This window comes from Paenibacillus sp. CFBP13512 (genome assembly GCF_005233705.1).
Taxonomy (GTDB): Bacteria; Bacillota; Bacilli; order Paenibacillales; family Paenibacillaceae; genus Saccharibacillus; species Saccharibacillus nuruki.
The window spans coordinates 1-18666 of the sequence record NZ_QGAD01000030.1 but is presented as its reverse complement, the minus strand read 5'-3'; the positions used below and the strand labels follow the sequence as shown (position 1 = coordinate 18666).

At 34.6% G+C, this 18666-nt stretch carries 16 protein-coding genes; 2 read left to right on the top strand and 14 right to left on the bottom strand.

Going from position 1 to position 18666, the window contains the following annotated elements; genetic code table 11:
* Nucleotides 1-300 precede the first annotated feature (300 nt).
* Together PaeCFBP13512_RS22455 and PaeCFBP13512_RS22450 are read left to right on the top strand one after the other, a co-directional pair.
* Nucleotides 301-1161 (top strand): sigma-70 family RNA polymerase sigma factor, encoded by an 861-nt coding sequence (locus PaeCFBP13512_RS22455; RefSeq protein ID WP_137226160.1) that lies wholly within the window; start codon nt 301-303, stop codon nt 1159-1161.
* Nucleotides 1162-1616: 455 nt separating this feature from the next.
* Nucleotides 1617-1877 carry a hypothetical protein gene (locus PaeCFBP13512_RS22450; protein WP_137226158.1) on the top strand — a complete coding sequence of 87 codons (261 nt, stop codon included), beginning with the start codon at nt 1617-1619 and terminating at the stop codon, nt 1875-1877.
* A gap of 108 nt (nt 1878-1985) precedes the next feature.
* Here the strand turns inward: PaeCFBP13512_RS22450 and PaeCFBP13512_RS22445 are convergent, their stop codons facing one another.
* From PaeCFBP13512_RS22445 to PaeCFBP13512_RS22380, 14 genes are all read right to left on the bottom strand, one after another.
* Nucleotides 1986-3047: a hypothetical protein gene (locus PaeCFBP13512_RS22445; RefSeq protein WP_137226156.1), complete on the bottom strand. Its 1062-nt coding sequence runs from the start codon at nt 3045-3047 to the stop codon at nt 1986-1988.
* Nucleotides 3048-3230: 183 nt separating this feature from the next.
* Nucleotides 3231-6548 (bottom strand): DUF5704 domain-containing protein, encoded by a 3318-nt coding sequence (locus PaeCFBP13512_RS22440; protein ID WP_137226154.1) that lies wholly within the window; start codon nt 6546-6548, stop codon nt 3231-3233.
* A gap of 78 nt (nt 6549-6626) precedes the next feature.
* Entirely contained in the window at nt 6627-7568 is a 942-nt protein-coding gene (locus PaeCFBP13512_RS22435) for a copper amine oxidase N-terminal domain-containing protein (protein WP_137226152.1), read from the bottom strand.
* A gap of 124 nt (nt 7569-7692) precedes the next feature.
* Nucleotides 7693-8682 carry a hypothetical protein gene (locus tag PaeCFBP13512_RS22430; RefSeq protein ID WP_137226150.1) on the bottom strand — a complete coding sequence of 330 codons (990 nt, stop codon included), beginning with the start codon at nt 8680-8682 and terminating at the stop codon, nt 7693-7695.
* Complete coding sequence (locus PaeCFBP13512_RS22425; RefSeq protein WP_137226148.1) at nt 8669-9217, bottom strand: hypothetical protein; 549 nt, start codon at nt 9215-9217, stop codon at nt 8669-8671. The genes PaeCFBP13512_RS22430 and PaeCFBP13512_RS22425 overlap by 14 nt, the downstream gene beginning before the upstream one ends.
* Before the next feature lie 10 nt (nt 9218-9227).
* Nucleotides 9228-9656 carry a hypothetical protein gene (locus PaeCFBP13512_RS22420; RefSeq protein ID WP_137226146.1) on the bottom strand — a complete coding sequence of 143 codons (429 nt, stop codon included), beginning with the start codon at nt 9654-9656 and terminating at the stop codon, nt 9228-9230.
* Between the two features lie 18 nt (nt 9657-9674).
* Nucleotides 9675-10151, bottom strand: a complete 477-nt coding sequence (locus PaeCFBP13512_RS22415; RefSeq protein ID WP_069329354.1) for an ABC transporter permease — start codon at nt 10149-10151, stop codon at nt 9675-9677.
* Nucleotides 10152-10164: 13 nt separating this feature from the next.
* Nucleotides 10165-12255 carry a hypothetical protein gene (locus tag PaeCFBP13512_RS22410; RefSeq protein ID WP_137226144.1) on the bottom strand — a complete coding sequence of 697 codons (2091 nt, stop codon included), beginning with the start codon at nt 12253-12255 and terminating at the stop codon, nt 10165-10167.
* Entirely contained in the window at nt 12242-14113 is a 1872-nt protein-coding gene (locus PaeCFBP13512_RS22405) for an ATPase, T2SS/T4P/T4SS family (protein WP_137226142.1), read from the bottom strand. The genes PaeCFBP13512_RS22410 and PaeCFBP13512_RS22405 overlap by 14 nt, the downstream gene beginning before the upstream one ends.
* Nucleotides 14114-14115: 2 nt before the next feature.
* Nucleotides 14116-14943: a hypothetical protein gene (locus PaeCFBP13512_RS22400; RefSeq protein ID WP_137226140.1), complete on the bottom strand. Its 828-nt coding sequence runs from the start codon at nt 14941-14943 to the stop codon at nt 14116-14118.
* Nucleotides 14928-15638 carry a hypothetical protein gene (locus tag PaeCFBP13512_RS22395; protein WP_137226138.1) on the bottom strand — a complete coding sequence of 237 codons (711 nt, stop codon included), beginning with the start codon at nt 15636-15638 and terminating at the stop codon, nt 14928-14930. Before PaeCFBP13512_RS22395 ends, PaeCFBP13512_RS22400 begins: the two co-directional genes overlap by 16 nt.
* Nucleotides 15639-15648: 10 nt before the next feature.
* Entirely contained in the window at nt 15649-16746 is a 1098-nt protein-coding gene (locus PaeCFBP13512_RS22390) for an SAF domain-containing protein (RefSeq protein ID WP_161594345.1), read from the bottom strand.
* A 33-nt stretch (nt 16747-16779) separates the two neighbouring features.
* Nucleotides 16780-18222, bottom strand: coding sequence for a hypothetical protein (locus tag PaeCFBP13512_RS22385; protein ID WP_137226134.1), 1443 nt, complete (start codon nt 18220-18222; stop codon nt 16780-16782).
* 1 nt (nt 18223) lies between these two features.
* Nucleotides 18224-18439 (bottom strand): helix-turn-helix domain-containing protein, encoded by a 216-nt coding sequence (locus PaeCFBP13512_RS22380; RefSeq protein ID WP_069329967.1) that lies wholly within the window; start codon nt 18437-18439, stop codon nt 18224-18226.
* Between the last annotated feature and the right edge of the window lie 227 nt (nt 18440-18666).

Sequence of the window (18666 nt, the reverse complement as noted above, 5' to 3'; positions counted from 1 at the left end):
TTCCTATTAACACTATAACAAAAAATCTGAATTTATAAGTTCTTACTTGTTCTACGAGATTTGCATTCTTTTATTTGTACGATTTCTTCAATTAAATTGAAATATATTAGCAAAATGAGCAAGTCTAATTAAGACCTGATTTTAAAAGATCATAAATATAGATTATGGAGTTTTTATAGGAAATTCTATAATGTATATTTTATATACTCTATTACAGTGAATATCATACATATGAACTTAGTATGAGAAGGAGAACTATTGCTAAATAACTATAGCATTCAAGGAAGAGCTTCCAATGGTATGCGGATCACAGAAACAATAGAGGCATCGAATGAGAAACATGCATTGAGTTTAATTCATGAGAAATATGGAAGGTTAACAAAATTAGATATTTCTATGGTTACTGAACTTCAAGAGCCTCTAGAAGAAATTGAACAGACAAAAAAATATTATAGTTCTTCTCAATATGAGGATAAAGAGATTATAGCAATGATTGAAAAAATTAATACTAATCAAGCTAGTTCAGATTACTACATTGCTATTAAGGCTCACTTCTCTCCAATCTTAAATAACGTTGTAGCAAATTCCAACTATAACGATCTTTCTCGCTCTGAAAAGGAGCAATATCAGCTTGATTTGCTAAATAATATTATTCGAAGATTCGTACCAAAATTTTCATCGCATCGTGGACAGTTTTTATCTTTTATCAAAATGAAGGTTAAGGACGATATGCAAAAGATGTATGATCGTCAAAAAAATGTTAACTCAAACAATAGACAACAAATGAGATCTAGATTCGAAGTCATGAAAGAATATGCTGAAGCAAATATGCTTGTCGAAAACATAGATCTTGATACACAGCAACATAATTTGATTCATACTATCCAAAAGCTTGGAAAATATGATGAAGTAGAGAATATCCAGAAGTATAGGCGTATAGTGGAAGAAACTCATGAACGAATTCATCAGTTAGGATTACACGTGCGGTTGAAAAAAAAGAGACAAAAAGAAATCTATATCCTGTACTATGGACCAAAACAACTCAAGCAAAAGGAAATAGCTAAATTATTAAATATCACACAACCAAATGTTAGCATAACACTAAGGAGAGCAAAGAGTAATATTTGGGCTAGTATTTTAGAAATAAATATTAATGAATAAGCAAAACGTTTATATTTTGGATATAAGCGTGGGAGATTTATATATACAATTATATATAGTTACTGTATTAGTTTAGTTACTCTAATAAATAGAGGCTGAATTTTAAGTTCTATTTACTTGGATCGATGCGAATAGTCTGTTTTTGTATTATAACTAACAACTTAATATTGATTGGATAAAGCTCTCTCTTACCTCATTGGTGAGATAGAGCTTTTTTCATTTTCCAAACTATTTATTACATAAGGCGCAAGTCTCTGTCGATTTTGGCAGAGGCTTGCGCCTTTTTTTTGTCTATTTTCATTTTTAAATCTAAAAAATGAGTATGGTACGCAAATATTCGAAATCGACCTTCAAAAGATGACTTTACGTAAGAAGGCGTTTCAAAAATACATCAACCAAGAAAGCGCCGGGGATTTCCCCGGCGCTTTTTTGCGTTGAACGAGGAGAATGCATCAATGAGTAACAAATGGGAAGCTATTCCAGCAAGTCAGTATCCTTTCTTGAAAGATAAAGTACCAACTAAGCGTCATTGGAAAGGACAAAAGATTTACAGGGACAAGAAAGGAAATCGTTATTATCACAAAGACCCATTGCATGGTGAGATTGAAGTGTATGATTCTTTTGGTAATCATATCGATGTTTACACACCAGAAGGATATCCTCATCCAACGAAAGGAAAAGTTAAAGGTAGGGATATTAAAAACGAAATTAAGTGAACTACCATATAGATGGAGTTGACAGCTTCTCTTATGTAAAAAGCAACCAACGGTAGTCTGGTTACACGAAAAAGAACCCTGCAAACACTTGCAAGGGTTCTTTTTTTATTACTCTACTCGTATATCTTCGAACGAATCCCAGAACTCAAACATATTAGGATTTACTTTAAGGGCAATAACTCCATCTTCAGTATTTGAGGTTATATCATCAATCCATAGTCCAGAGAATTTTTGATATTCATCCCAATCCTTAATTAAATTCGGATCTATACTTTCTCGATTTGATTGATTGTGTGTAAGATCGTAGTCAGAATCTTTGGTTTGAAATAATAATTTGTAACGAAAAGCTAATTCAGGTACTGGAAATAGCATTTCAGTAGAAAGAACTAAAGTTAATGTAGTGGTAATAGAGAGTTGTTTCAGTAAAGATATACAGTCGTAAACGATTTTGCCTACCATCGGATCTACATCAATGCTCAATAATTGTTTAGGAATTTCAGCAATCACGAGATACTGCTGCGGATCATCTTCTTGGCAGGTGAGTGAAAATAATGACCAAGTAGCGATAAGCAAAGATATCGTTTGTTCATAAATCGACTCGTCTGGATCAATAAAGTACTTATGACCTTCATTATTAGTATGAATCCAATCGACTTCCAGAATATTTTTTGTGGCTGAAATGAGTTTAGCTTTGTGTTTATTGTCATCATTAATGGCATCAATCGCTCTCATATAACCAGCTAGAGGTCCTTCAAGATTAGCTTTATACCGGACAGAAGGTAATAATGTTTCACGATCTGCATTGATGCTTTTCAAAATCAAATTATAGTATGAACTTGAAAAAAAGATTCTGTTTTTGATAAAAAGATCTCGATCGGCAATAAATTCAGGAGGATCAGAAAACCCTTCTAACCAATCAATAGCATTTATTGTACTCTTTTCTCCTGGTTGAGGCTTGCCTACAGTAATACTATAAACAGCTTTATCATCTCGTTTTGTGATTGCCTGTTGGAGTTGCTGAACTATTTGATGTCTTGGAGATAATTCATGGTGTCCAATGATAGCCAGATCAGCATGATGCTCATGATACCAAGCCCAAGCCATTTCTCCACCACCGTAATAATAATTGCCAAGTATCAATGGTTTGTTGATCGATGTAGTATGTTCCATTATAAGCTCCTTTATCTAATTAGTTAGCTCTAAACATTGTAAAAAACAAAAAAAGCACAGTCTCCCCTATGTGGGTTGACGGTGCTTCCGTACAAAGTTATTCGTTTAGAAAAGTATATTCGATATCTGCTAAAAAGAAAAGAAGTGTAGCATTCATATTGGAGCAACTACACTTCTTTCAAATTAATGTGTCCCTTTGCTCGCAAAATCATCGTATGATGAAAGATCTGTATCGTAGAAAATCACATCACCATCTTTGACCGAGTATTTCACATTATACGGATCAGTGACAATTCGGTCTCTTTCCCCGTCTGTGCCATCGTAGCCTTCCATATCCCACCACTGGTTATTCAATGGACTATGGATATACTGAAGATGTGGAGCATCTACGTTAGCTTCTACAATAGATTCGATATCAAAGTTAACAACGATGAAACCCTTTTTCAAAAACACGTCTGATTTTTCATCTAATGTGTTAGATCGACCATACTTCGCAAGATCTGTTCCTTTTGGAACCGCATAGACTTGCGCAGGTAAGCTATACTCCCCATACCATTGTTGAACACTTGCATTCACTCTAGCAGGCGAAGCAGAAGCACTCTCTGGTCTTGAGAAAGTATTAATAAATGTTCGCAATGGAGAAGAAAGAAGCTGGATATCATAGCCACCAGTGTAGGTGGATTGATTCGCTCGTTTTTTATAGCTAGTGATGTACTCTTCCTTGGTCAGAGACCAATTTTGAGAAAGATCATAAATAGAAGAAGCTGTATTTTTGATATCGTCAGAAGGTACATTTCGTAATCGGTTATTGAGGATGACGGTTCTTCTTTCCGTATCGCTACTCGATCCTATTTTAATGAATTTTTTATCATCTGTATGATAGTACAGATCGACTTCGACCCGTTTTGGAGATGTTGATGCACTTTTATCTTCATACACAAACGTTGGAGTGATTCGAATAGCGTCCTTATCTCCAAACATATTTCCTTTAGTTTTTAAATCAAACTTAAAGTGATAACCTGTTTTTACTGCAACATTCTTATAGTTTGATAATGGATGGCTACCTCTCATGATGGGTAGTACGTAAGGTGAATGATTACCTCTTGGATCGCCATCAATACCTTTTGTTCCTACCCAAAAAGAATTGCCTGTAGGTTGACTGCTACCTTTAGCTTTTCTAAATACGGTTTCCCAATTGAAGTCTGCAATATCTGTAACATGGAAATCATAGATACGACCGATAATTTCAACATCTACTGTATCACTTGCCACATGATTAACAAGATCTGTATTCGCATCTTGTTGTGCCGTGAAACTAGTAGGTGCGTTCTCTGCAATGTTTCTGAAGTATACCGTATAGTTTCCTTCATCGATCCAGACAGGTAGATTGAATACTGTATCTAGTTGAGCTACAGGAACATCGATCCAGGTGTTTTTTGGATAGAAGTTTTTACTGTCATTGGAGTACACATCAAATGGGAATAGTACTTGTTTAGTTTTGAAATACTTGGCATAATCACGACTGCCATATCCAGGATAAGAAGACCCGTTCAGATGTGCTCCTGAAGTTGGAATTCGAACAGTAAATGGACGATCAAGAATTAATGCCATTCGATTACTTGGTATCGTTTTTTGATTGTGTACCTTATCATCAGAAACACTAGAATAGTCTGTAACAGGGGTATGAACAGTCACCGAATTAATACCAGCAATCGGGAAGTTCTTATCTCCTGATCCCTCTACATTCTCTTTAAGCATTGCGTAGTAAATTGTTCCGCTTGAAGCAGTATTCGCTTTGTTTACCAGCTTGCTACTAATCAGTTGAGAACCTTTATAAAGTACTTTTTCAGCAGAATCTTTATAGGAACGGATTTTTGTAGGATCAGGAATAGCAGAAGGAACCGGTGCAACTTTGGTCTTCCAATCTCCATTCATAACCATAGTATCTTTTCCTTTGAAAGAAAACTGAATAGTATCATTTCTTACTTCTGCATCATCTGTATTGCCTTCTGCAATACGTTTTAATTTCGATTCATCATTCGGTACTCTTGGACGACCTTGTTTACCGCCATCTAATGTTGGTGGGCTGTATTTCACTGGAACATCACCATCTGGTTTAACATGGTCTTCGACTTTATCGCTGTGTTCTTGCTTCAAGCTAGGTGGAGTATAACCAGTTGTAGGTATGGAGACTTTTCCACCGGGCAGAGCGTAGTTAGACATTGTCGCTTTATCCAAACCGAGTACTTCAAGTACTTTAATTTTCCAGTAATCATAATCTCTTGTATACGAAAAATTGTATGTCTTGGTATCTGTGTCTGATTTAGAAACCCAACGTTCATTATCTCCACTTCCGCGTTTTTCTTTCCACTTAAGCTTATACACTACTTTGACTTTGCATTTGTATTCTACTTGTCCATCCATGTTATCAAAGGCATGCTGGAACAAATAATTATAGCCCCATGCATTCGCATATAAATTCTCAGAAGTCGGTATTGCTCTTGTTGCGTCAAAGTGTCGATCATTAGTATTGTCATCTGCTAAAATATGACCTTGAGCTTGTGGATCTAGCAGTGATTTATTGGTTGTCGTTTTCACAGAGGGTGGCAATATTGTATATTCACAAAGACTCTCTTCTTTTGGAGGCTCTGGAGGTACCGTACACTCTTCTGCATCAGGATCAAGCTCACATGGGTCTGTAGTTGCAAGATCATAATATTGATAAGCAATATAGGTTTCAAATGATCCTGAATACTTAAATGTTGGAGGGCTTCCAGTTAATATTTCACCTGAAGGATCATCACCAGTGGTACTTTTTTTATACCCAACATACGTATACTTCTCATTAGCAGGAGGTTCGAAACTATATGTTTTACCAGGAACCATTTCTTCTACACGAGGAGGAAAAACATCATTTAAAGATTTTCCGTCTTTAGTTTTGTAATAAACTTTCAATTCTGAATCCAATTCTATTTTAAATAATATAGGAGCATAAATACGATATCCCCTAACACCATCATTACATCTGCTTCCGCACTGATCTGTTATATCTTCTGTATCGCCTGATGCAGTATCTAATTTAATATTAATTTTAAAAGGGATTAAAGCTGAATCAGTTCCTATTCCTGAAGTTGAGAAACTTATATCTTGATTTGTAGTTCCATCTGTTACTACTCGTTGATAATCTTGCCAACTTTCAGTACGTGAAGCATCAAAATAAAGTAAGTTGTTAGCAGTCTGTGTAAATACTTCAGCATGAATACTTTTGATTTTGCGATTTGGAAACTTGAAATTGTAATCTTGAGTTGCTTGACCATACATTCCTTTTTGAGGTTCCTTGCCTAAATCCCATGTAGTTCCTTTCCACATATCAAAATACATCATACCTACAAAATAACGAAAGTTCGAATCAGTAGCATTTTGATCCTTATTTTTATAATAGTTAAGTGGTGTTACACTACTATTTGATTCAGCAGCAGAAGAATAATTTTCTAATGGCAAAAATATACTAGATGAAAAGAAGGTAACTATTAAAATTAGAGTTATTGCAAAACGATATTTCATTATCTTGCTAATCATTTAATTGCTCCACGGATTCGACATTAAGACTAAAGATTTTTCAGAGACAGAAAAGAACATAAGAAAATCTAAGTCTTTTATAGTAAGTGGATTCTTATCAAAAATCCCGTGTAGATCCTGATCGGCATAAGACACAAGTTCAAAGTAATGATAATAAGTACCATCTGAATTTTTTGTTGTTAATTTATTTCTATCTGATCTAGTACGGAGATCGTCAAATTTGGTTAAATATTCTAATTGAATAGGATATTTATCCGTACGCATTTGAATATAGTTTACTCCGTTAATAGTAGCTGGTTTTAAATCATATAAGATAGTTCCATTCATTTTTAAGGGTAAATTTGATGATTTAAGATTGATAACATTTTGATAAGGAGTGCCCGAACTATTTTTCAAATAATAATCGGCTTTTTCTCTTTGAAAATATTTCTTGAATGGAGCAATACTTTGAATGTTTAAATTTATACTGTCTAATGTTGGAACTTCCTTACTACCAATCCAAACCCACTTACCAATTTGATCCCAGTTGACTGTTTGTCCAAGTCCTTCACTTACCAGGCGTAACGGTACAAAAGTGCGGCTTTGCTTCAAAATAATTTTACTATCGTAGGTTTTGCTTTCACCATCTACTACTGCTGTAGCTGAACCGACTGTCATAGATACACTATGCTTGTCTGTTTTCAATGTAACCACTTGTTTGCCAGCAGATTTACTCCATCCCACTGTAGCTCCAAGTTTTTCCGAAACAAATCGGATTGGAACCATAACTGCGCTGTTATCATCTTGAAATGGTTTTGCATCAGGAAAAGTCATTTTGCGAGCATCTAGTAGTACTTCGACTTGTTGTTTGCTAGTCGTTGCAGCATTTGCCGTATGAACAACTGAAGGAACTCCAGCGAATAAAATGGTTGCAGCGAGTAAAGAGACGATTTGTTTTTTCATGATATATTCCCTCCAAAGGTTTGATTGCTACATTCACTTCAGGATATGTAGTCCTTGATTCAAAGATAGGCGCTTTGATCAAGAAGTGCAAAATTTTACACACCCTATTTTATCGACAATTACGTCAATTTGTATAACCAATTGAGCAGTTCAAAGGAATGTATCCGCTTTGAGCAGCATCTTTACCAGATGTAAAAACTTCTTCTGTTGAAAAATTGGTTTTGCAAGAGTCAGCTGGATAGTAATATTTTCTTCCGTTTGCTGTGATTCCATTATAAATATCCTTTTTCACAATTCGAGCTCCACCCAAAGCATAATTGTTATAATATTCAGTGCCTACCGGAATACCCTGTACAAAAGCTAAAACGCCAGCATCGTTAATTGTATTATTCCAATCTTCTTGAGAAATTTGAGGAATGGTAAAGGTATAAGAAATGCCATATCTTTTTGAAGTAGTATTGTACTGATTAATGGCATGACCCAAATCATTCTGTATTGCATTTACGATGGTAGATCGTCTAACTTGATCAAAAATTTGAGCATCATTTAGAAAAGATACTGAAGCTTCATCTTTAATTTCCTCTCTAAATCCCTCAAACCATTGACGGTCTGAATTTCTATTTACAGTAACATAATCATCTAAAGTGAAATTGAAAGTGTTGCCGTGTTGATCCGCATAAGCATATGGTTTTTTAGGACTCCATACATGTTTTAGTTTTTTCTGCCCGGTGGTATCTGTATATTCCTCATAGGTATAAACAAAATACCCATCATACCCAACGACAACTAGAACCGGTATATAGCCGTCTAAAACTCCTTGTCCAGTCAAGTCATGATTTACTCCGAAATTCAAATACATGGTTTTAAAAAAAGTAGCAACTGCCTGCTCTTTATTAATACGCACCTTTTTAGAAGATTGGTACTGAGATTCAAGGGGCTGGCTGGCATTGGTGATCATTGCTTTGGCTGCATCTTGTGTAGCAGTATCAATCGCTCGATTGTATTTTGTCTCAACTATCATATTCTTTTGATTGGTATCAATATCGATCTGATTTTTGATAAAAAATCCTAAGAGGATAGCTACAACAAAAAGTGAAAAACTAGTAATCTTCATTGAGAATCATTCCTCCATAAGGAACAATTATTTTTCCATTAGGGCTGTCTCCAGTATTGTAAAGAATATCACTCATGAGCGTAGCCATTGTTCGATTCGTATTTTTTACAGTAATACTAAAAAAGTCACCTACTGCAAACTTGTATATTCGTGCCGGATCAGTTGGATCATTATTGCCTGCTGGAAATAACTTTGCATTGATTTGAGAATTATAAAAAGCTTCATCATTGACTTGAAAATCATTTTTGAAGTTACCGTTATCATCATAGACAGGATCGTACTTCTTATGAAGATGTTCCATTTGAATATCATAAGTGTTACCTGTCAGAAATAATGTGTTTTCAAATTCCTGATACATGTTTGGAGTCATATACCCCTTATCACGAACAGAATCCACAAATTTTGTTACTGCATTGAATACCACTATCTCAGATGTATCATCTTGATTACTAAATGCCGAGGCTATGGGCCATACAAAAAGAAGCAAGATCGCAATAAAAGCCGAGAATATTTTTAGAGGCGTATTAACTAACATAAATTTCTCCTTAACTGAACTTCAACAGAGTTAGTTTTCCGGAAGCATCTCTAACGTAAGTAGGAGTATATTTTTTAGTAAGACTTATGCCGGAAACATCAATAGCCATTGGGTCAAGATTTTTTGAAAAGGTGGTACCATCCACTACAATATCAATTTGTCCTTCATTGATTTGGAAGATACTCTGCCTTACCTCTGCTCCGGTGTAAGTATCATTATCTTCAATAATAAGAGTGGAATGCATATTTTTATCTAATTCATTATTCATGCTGTAAGCAACTTTGTTCATTTTTGCTGTATTGTCAAAAACGTTATAGCCGGTGATTACACTTGCGCAGAATATAGTGGCTGTAATACTTAAAAACATTGCTTCTTTAGCGTTATCTACTAATCCCATATATCTAATTCCTTTCAAAAATGAAGGAATGGATTGCTCCATTCCTTATCTTTAGTTGAATTAATTTTGTTCAAATACGATAGCGCGTATTACGTTGCTTTTATCTCGAATAATTTCAGAATGGAAGGTGCCGGATGGATTGATATAATTACTAGATGATTGATCTTGAGCAGAGGTTAATGCTCCAGCTGGTTTACCTGTTTCGACAGATCCATATTGATCGCTACTTGTAGAAGTGTTTACGGTAGTAAAGTACCAAACTCCACTTGGATTTTTACCTGTTTTCACTTGAATTCCAAACTGTTCGTCTGTTTGATATTTACGAAGTGAATTTAGTACTTGGCTTCCTGAAACTTTAGTATTGTCATAGACTGTGTAGCTAGTAGATGAAAGTTCTGTTTGGATTTGAGCAAAGTTACTTTGAGCCGTTTTTGTAGCTTCTTGAGCACTCATAAATAAAATAACTACTATTGTAATTAAAGCGATAGTTAAAAAGATTCCAGCTGCTACTTTTAATGCTGTTGATGCGTTATTCATTTGTTTTTCCCCTTTAGTTTAGAGTATTCATTTGTTGGTAATAAGTTCCCATGTCCATATAACTCATATAGATGAATGGAAAGACAAGATACAAGAAAATTACAGCAGACATCGGTGCAAAACCAATCAATCGTCCCCATTCAGCTTTGGTTTGGATCATAACCTCATAAGCATGTTTTCTTTTTTCAAAGTTGTTCGTTCTTTCGCTTTCCAAGTTATCAAATGCTTGTATAATTGGAACCTTCTCTACTGAGTGGATCAACTTATCGATAAGTTGACTGAATGGCAAAAATGGAGCATCGATTTTAACTTGGTTTAAAGCAAGTTCAGCACCCGCTTCATAGTTCAGTACACACTTATGAAGAGGAGCTTTAAATATAGACGAGAAACGTTCCATCCATTCGACCATGATGTCTACAGACATACGATCAATTTCGCATAACATAGCAATGATGGTATGGAATTGTTCTACTTCATTTTGCATATCAATAGCTCTTAGTTTTTTCTGGAACAATAAAATCCATGAAGGAAAATAGTAACCCATCACTGCTACAGTTAAAGCGATAAGGAATTCATACCATTTAAAATATTCTGAATTGATATCATCTAACTTTTGCTGTATACGTTCTACAGTCGAAAAGTATAATTTACTATTCGATGCAATTTCCGGGTTATTCCGAACGAGTGTACCAATTTGGTCCGAAGCTTGTTCATTGTTCACCTCCTTCACCTGATTCAAAATTTGTGTATCCAAAGCCGTTGTTTCTTGAGCCACCTTCAATTCTTTATCTGATAATTTCCCAAACATTGAACTGCTTTGAGTAGGCAACTCTAAAATATTTTGGACGGTTAGATAATGAGTAGAAAAGAAAGAACTCATCATTATAATAAATAAGGCTACAGCTAGCAGAATACGATGTAGATAATGCCAGTCAAGCGGTATTCCAGCATTCGCATCCTTAAGTAGCGTATTGATCCGATAGTACTCACTCGTTCTTCGATTTGGAATAAAACGATCTACCACCCATTCTATGAAAGGAATAGTTAATAATTTTTGCTCCCATAGCACTTTTTTGACTTTAGCTTGATAGGTTCCTTCTTGTTCATCCTGAAGCTTTTTGAGAAGTACATAAGAGATTAAAATGACTGCGAAAATCGTTATTTTCAAAAAGAACCCTAGTTTGCTGTTATAGAATTCTTCCATACTTGGGAAATTGTTTTTGGCCCAAAGTTCGATAGGCGTTGTGAACAGAATAGGAACAATGCTGATAATGGTTAATCCCTTTAAAAAATAATTAAGTTTAGTTCGCTTTAATATTTCTAAATTAATTTCATTGCTTAATTTCTCTAAATTGTTTAAATAGAGACTTCCTTTTTCAATGACTTTATCCCCGAATTCTTTCACTAAAAAAGAGATGCCAGCAAATGTTTTTAAAAATCGATTTGGTGCAGATTGATAATAGATTTCAAGTTCTTTTTCAGGATCAGAAGCTGAAAGAATTTCGTATACCTTTTGTGCATGTAAAGAAGCTTCATGCGTCGATGCTTCTGCTGCATCATGTAGAGCTATATCGATCATTCCGTGTTGTTGATATTCGTTCCTCACATCTGTTAGTACAAGATTCAACTGATTTAGCAATCTGTTTTCAACGCGATTCACAAAGGTATCGATCAAAGTTCCATGTATTACAACTGCGGTTAATAAAAGCATGAATATTGAAGTTAAGCCTTTATTCATAAATAACAGAACAATAACAAAGCTGGTTACAATAGCGAGAGTGTAAAAAACAATTTTCATTGTTTCTCTTCGCATCGTGAACTCATCATAAGAATGAATCGATTGGAGCCTTTTACGAATACGCAAAATATATGCTTTTAAAAATGGAACTTTGATATAAGCAAAATAAGAATCTTGTAAAAACTGGTTATACGCCTTGACTCGTTTAGACTTATTACTACCTATATAGTCAGCGTATGTTTTATTCACATCAGCTCTGCCACTTTGCTGTGCATTCCGGGTATATAACTTATAGCCAGCAATCATAAGTAAAAATAAGAAGGATGATCCAATAAGTACATAGACGAGAATATTAATTAATGACATGGGCTTCTTCACCCCAGTTCTCTGCAATAAATTGCTGGAAGTCTGTTTGATCTTTTGCACTCATCATTTCAAGCATTTCTGTTGTATTTTTTTGTGAAATAGAATGAGATAGTACATACTCACCATTTTGATATTCGATAATGTTTTTTTCTGTAAAGACTTTTCGATTAGTCATTTTTTTGAAGAATGTTTTCATTGCCCCTTTGATGTCGTCAGGGTAATTGTCATCTTGCTCTAAGTAGATACATTCTGTAATTCTTTCGATATACCGAGTACCATCTTTTTCCCGTTTTAAATGGACATCGAAATTAAGTACCCGTACAACTTGTTCTTCAGCTGTCTTTTCATCGTGAAAAATACCTTCTTTCAGCAAGGAGTTTCTCAATGAATGAACTAGATCATCAAATTTTTTGGCATGATGAGTAAAGATAGTAAACAAACTTGCTACCTGCGCCATCTGAATCATCCATGCTGCAACTGGATCGGTTGCGACTTCCCCCAGGATGTTAACTGTACCATCGGTTTTCTTCTGTACATCAAGTCCAGCTTGTCCAGTTACCGTGTCCGTTTCTCTAAACGATAAAATGTTCCGATTCTTAAAGATTTTGCGTAGATGTAGCTCAAAAGCCATTTCTTGTACACGCAATGTAAAGGTAGGATCGATATATTCGATAAGTGCCATTAGCATTGTCGTTTTACCTGAACCCTGCGATCCAGTAAGCGCTAAAATTCGTCCACCCTTGACCAAGTAAGATAAAAGGAGAATCAATAATTCTCTACCTTTAATATTCTTGTTAATTAGCTGTTCAAGGTTTGCAGCTTGAGTATCAAACTTCCGAACAAAAAACGCCCACGATTCAGAGAAGTTAGGTCGAACAACTACGATACGTGAGCCATCTTTCATCTCATTTACTTTGTAGCCATTAGCTTCAGAAAGTTGCCCGGGATTATTGTAGCGATAAATATTTTGGCATACTCTTTTAAGTTCTGCTTCTGTACCAAAGGATAAGAAGGACAAATGAATAGATTTACCTTTAAAGAAAATCCAAACACTATCATGACTTAAAGGGGTTCGATTACTATTAATTTGGTCTGCAAAATATAAGGCATCGTCGTCATACTCTAATTGATTTAAAGGAACGCCAGATACGCCTCCACTCACTCCATCAATCTTCATGTCTCTTATTTCATCAACGACACTGAATCCCTTAAAAGACTGATACAGACGTTGAACAATAATGTTCAGCTTGTCTTCAAAATGAAGTGGTTTTTTGAGATTCTTATAAGCTTTGTTAATTTCTTCAGGCGTAATGATGTATGAATAAGATGGATTCTCAGGATCACCAGATGGTTTCAAAACATCCAGTTCTTCATCCTGAATGAGCTTAGTTAATGCATTTAAGCCATGTTTGTTTTTGTATTGATAAATTAGAATGTCGAATTTATCTTGGCTTGTCAGTGACTTTGAATCGTTAAATGGAATGACTTTATTGATATTTTCTTCGTTCAAATCATATGTTTTAAGAAAGAGATCATAAAAGGTCCACTTTAAGAAGTTTTTGGCATTGAGATCACCATGTGTACAATCTTTCAAAGATTTAATGAGCTGTATTCTTTGATTAGTACGTCGAGTATATTCTTCTTCTGATAATCCAAGATCAGTTAGAGAACTTGAAGTCATTTCATTCAGTGCCGATTTGAGATATTCAATCATGGCAGGAATCGTATATTTATTTTCAGCTTTTTTAATTTTTTCAGAACGGTCACTTTTGTACGTTAATTTAAAATACAAAAGGATAACTATGCTCAGTCCAATTAATGCCAGGATAGAACGATTGACTATTAATGCAAAATCCACGTTCAATCCTCCCTTTCTTCATACAACCGGTGATCTATTTCAAGCGCTTTGAATATAGCTTTATTTAAGTAGCGAGCTGCTTCCATAAATGAGTAATCTTCATGAGTTGAATTAATATTTTTTCTTTTTAAAAAGAATTCAACGACTTGTTGTTCATTACATGCATCCATAAAATTGGAGTTATGCGGAATAGCATATACAGGTATTTTGCTTTTAAATGTTCGTGAAATATTCTTGATCGTGTACTTGGAACTGTAATCATATTGACCAATCACAATAATCATTTTTGAAAAAAGATCCGGCTTTTGTTTAATAAGTTCAAAAAAAGCTTTCAGAACGATTACGTTTTGATTTAGATTCACCACAATAAGATCTGAATGGTGAAGAATTTCATTCGTTAATTTGTTATCTCCCGGATGAACATCCACTAGTGTAAGGTCATAAACATTTTTAGACGATTGATAGATACTGCCAATTACATCTGTGATGTTAGTGTGCATATCCGAAGAGGGTTTAGAAGTACTTGGTAGCAAATCTAATCCTGCAAAAATAGGCACGGTATAGTCTTTTATAGAGTTATTCGATAATTGTTTGGAACGAGCTAAATTTTCTAACTGATCCAAACCTAATGTCGAATAGTTATGAAGTGTATTTATGGTACGGTTTGAATTGATGAAAGCTTGCTCAATGGTGTTGCTATCAAATTGCGTATTCGATAGCAACGTACGATGATGATAATCCATACCATTGATGGCAGCGACACTAATTAAGTTTGAAGATGTTGCACCTTGCCCTGCTTTAAGACCCCAAAATGTTACGACACTCCCCATGTTCTTTTTCTACCTCCAATCTTTCTAAGTAATGCTTTGATTTCTTTCGGTTCTTTCTCAGCAATAATGCTAAAAAGTTGAGAGATATAATCTTTATAGTCTTTTGAGTATTTTGTAATATCCACTCTGTTGCTATTTTGATTTACAATTCGTTGAATGTAGTTTTGTTCTTCAAATAAGAGAGCTAAAGGTTCATCTTTCCAACGGATTGGGTAGTTTTTCAAGATTTGTTCAAAATAAGATTCTCCAATAAATCCATTGACTTGATTGATAAATAAACGTATAAACTCTGCTTTTTCTTTGTCATTTTCTTCATTAAAAATGGAATCCATCATTTTTGTGGTTTTGTTTAATTGAGATAATTCTGGCGATAACACTACGAATTTATTCTGAAATGATCTCCAGTTTGGATACGTATTGTGAAATCCTAAGTGAGAGTAATAGATAATAATATGATCATAGCTATCTTTTAAGGACTCACTAGCAAAAGTACCTTCTGGCATGTGATGAATATCTATGCCATCGAACTCAGAATAAGAATTGCCTGTCTGGAGTAAAGGAACATTCGAGCAAAGAAATTGTTCAGCTGTATGATCAACAATCAAAACGTTTTGATTACTAATTTGAAGCATTTTTGCAAGTGACATTAAAATATCGCTGATATCTGCTGTACTTAAAAATAATGAATGATTCATTGTTATCCTCCTACTTAACTAAAGGTTGTTCAAATACATCTTGTTGCTTCTGATCGATCGATGTTGCATCGTTAGGTGTTTCTATAGGTGTCACAATTTCATTTTGTGGAACAGACTCTTGTGATGGATCTGGTTGAGACATTGGATCTGTAGTCGGTTCTACGCTTTGATTTGAATTGTCAGAACTAGACGTTGATGTTACAGTCGGATCAATACTATTGGTTCCAGTGTTCGAATCTGAATTAACAACGTCAGACTCAGGGGCTACTTGGAATTGACTGATACCATTTGCTACTTTCATCTTGTCTTCGTTACTCATTTCAGATAAATTCTTGTTTAATACTTCACGCGCCGTTCTGGAAAGCTGTTGAGTTGCTTTTTCAAGCACATTCGGATCAGATTGAATCAGATCAATGACTTGTAAATTTAATGGATAGTTAGGAATAGCTTTTTCTTGCATATATGGATCAACATAATTGATAGCGTATAGTTTCGCTCCTTGTAAGTAAGCATCTACAATAGCGCTACTCATAGCTAAAAGTTCTGATTCATTAATGTCATACCATGTTGTTGTATCAGCAAAATCTTCTACTTTTTTCTTGCTTAATACGATATAATCTTGACCATTTGGAAACTGAATACGAACATCTACAAAATCACCTGTTTTAAGTTTTGTAGGTAATTGAAGCACATTGTATTCTTTAGAGCGCAAATCTTTAGGTGTAGCACCATTGGCATAAACCATTGAGTTAATAATTGGTGTACTTTTACCTACATCAATTTTTATTACTTTACCGACAATATCTTCAGGATTTGGAATAGTATTTGCTGGTGCTCCCGCTTTAGATATATGAACCAGCTTTAAATCCGATAAGCTGATTACTGATCCTGCTTTGAGTTCCTTGGTTGCGACTACTACTTTACTTGAAACAGCTTGTTGTTCTTTCAGTTGTTGTTCAGCGACAGTAATACGGCTTTCGTATTGAGCTCTTAATGATTTGGTATATTCACTTTGTTGCTTGAGTAGCACGATGACTATAATTCCAAATAACAGTAAACTTACTGAAGCTCCAATAAGTCCTGCATAGACTAACTTCTTATTTCTCAACTTGATTGACACTAGAAACAACACTCCTCATTTTCATTTAAGTAAAATCAATATTAATAGAAGAAGAATGATACCCATCGAAATTAAACCAAGCTTCATCCATTTATTTTTAAGTTTAGGTAAATCAAGCAGCTGGGTTAGCGTTTGACTGGTATCGTCATCCACTACAAAAGGATCAGGATAATAGCCAAGACGAATGAATTGATGATTAGGCATCGCACTTTTTAAGTCTTTGATAATAATTTGTTCTACTAAGTTAACCGCAAAATTCCAGCGAGATTGATCGTTTTCTTCATGTTGTTCAATAAAAGAATGAATCTCATGTTGCTTCCATTCACTTCCTGATGCAACTATAATTTGACACGAGGCTCGGTGGAATTCTTCTTCAAACTCACTTTTTTCTAGTTTCCCAATATCAAGTACATAATGCGTATGCTCAGAAACAAAATGACTGATATAGTCTTCTTTTTCTAAATCTTTGACATAAACAACTCCATTAATTTCAAAAGTTCTGGAAGTAGTGATTATAGATTTTGAGCCATGATAGGCTTGTTCAATTTTTTCGAAATCTGTTGAACCATTGCATTCTAACAATTTCACTTTGTAACCACGCTCTGACAAATAGTTTGCGATCGCTATAGCTGTATGAGTCGTTCCAACACCTCTTGTAGTTCCAGTTACAGCAATAATGGATTTACCAATGATTTTTTCTTGAATAAGTATTTTGGGTTTGGCAGCTGGAAGTATCCAGTTCTCTTCTTCTGCATTCATTAAAAAATCAGGAGTGCTTTTTTGTTGAACTTTAGGTGTGATTGATTTTTTTGGTTTTTCTTTTGAAGTAGTAACTACTTCTTCAGTCTCTGGCTTTCGTTCTTGAGAATCGGCAAATGGTTCAACTGAATGAGAAGTACCTGATTTGTGATGTTCAATATTGATATTGATATCGTTCTTGTGGTTTACAAATTTACGCCAAGAGATGTTTGTGTCAAAGTCTTTATACTTTTTCACTTCGTAATATTCCATGGGAACATCAATATAATTAATAAGTTGTTTGATGTTTATTTCAGAAGATTTATCTTTCGTTTTTACAATCAAATTGTAGATACCCAACGATACAAGTTCAGCATGTAATGGATGATTAGCAACTTCATCGGATAAAACAATAATTGTAGAACGCCCGAAATCTTCTCTTATTTTGGCTGTAACATCTGCAAATACTTCAAGCTTCTTATCTCGCATTTTTTTACATAATGAAGAAGAAAGAAAAATTGCATCTACCGTAAATTTGTTTTCTTCTTTAAAGTGATACAACTCTTCTAATAGATGTTCTGAGGTCACATATACACCAAGAACATTGACTCCTTCATTAACCAAGTGCATTTTTAGTTGTTCTGCAAAGGAAGCAGACGGATGTGCGATAATAATATTTTTTTTGCTAGTAAGAGCTTGTTCGCTTACATTAACTTCACTTTGCATATTATTTACTCCAAATCTTTATGTTCAGGACTTTTTCAATAAGAAGTTGTTCCTTCACAGTCGGAATAGCTGTCATAAGTTCAAACCGACTAATTCTTGCTTGATATGATTTCAAACTACTAGCCAACTGTAATTGTGAGATTCCTTTCCTTTTTCGAATGATTCGCATCATTTCTCCGGCACTAAGTTTTTTTAGATCGCTATCATCTGAAATCAAAGTTCCGACTCCTTTCTATTTTGAACGCAAAAAAGCACGCAAAATGCCCTAGGACATTAAGCGTGCTTCGCTTGTTTAAATATTCAATTCATGTATACAAACATCATAGAATACAGTTCTCACACTGTCAATAAGTTAATTACAATTCACGTAATACAAAATAATTATAAAGTAAGTAATAACTAATTATTTAATAATTAAATAATAATTTTTATATAATTAGTTAT

Bases quoted from the DNA above. Each gene is read 5' to 3' on its own strand.
- PaeCFBP13512_RS22430 (WP_137226150.1), bottom strand. From the start codon at position 8,682: ATGAAGATTACTAGTTTTTCACTTTTTGTTGTAGCTATCCTCTTAGGA.
- PaeCFBP13512_RS22435 (WP_137226152.1), bottom strand. From the start codon at position 7,568: ATGAAAAAACAAATCGTCTCTTTACTCGCTGCAACCATTTTATTCGCT.
- PaeCFBP13512_RS22455 (WP_137226160.1), top strand. From the start codon at position 301: ATGCGGATCACAGAAACAATAGAGGCATCGAATGAGAAACATGCATTG.
- PaeCFBP13512_RS22425 (WP_137226148.1), bottom strand. From the start codon at position 9,217: ATGTTAGTTAATACGCCTCTAAAAATATTCTCGGCTTTTATTGCGATC.
- PaeCFBP13512_RS22450 (WP_137226158.1), top strand. From the start codon at position 1,617: ATGAGTAACAAATGGGAAGCTATTCCAGCAAGTCAGTATCCTTTCTTG.
- PaeCFBP13512_RS22410 (WP_137226144.1), bottom strand. From the start codon at position 12,255: ATGTCATTAATTAATATTCTCGTCTATGTACTTATTGGATCATCCTTC.
- PaeCFBP13512_RS22445 (WP_137226156.1), bottom strand. From the start codon at position 3,047: ATGGAACATACTACATCGATCAACAAACCATTGATACTTGGCAATTAT.
- PaeCFBP13512_RS22395 (WP_137226138.1), bottom strand. From the start codon at position 15,638: ATGAATCATTCATTATTTTTAAGTACAGCAGATATCAGCGATATTTTA.
- PaeCFBP13512_RS22400 (WP_137226140.1), bottom strand. From the start codon at position 14,943: ATGGGGAGTGTCGTAACATTTTGGGGTCTTAAAGCAGGGCAAGGTGCA.
- PaeCFBP13512_RS22415 (WP_069329354.1), bottom strand. From the start codon at position 10,151: ATGAATAACGCATCAACAGCATTAAAAGTAGCAGCTGGAATCTTTTTA.
- PaeCFBP13512_RS22385 (WP_137226134.1), bottom strand. From the start codon at position 18,222: ATGCAAAGTGAAGTTAATGTAAGCGAACAAGCTCTTACTAGCAAAAAA.
- PaeCFBP13512_RS22420 (WP_137226146.1), bottom strand. From the start codon at position 9,656: ATGGAGCAATCCATTCCTTCATTTTTGAAAGGAATTAGATATATGGGA.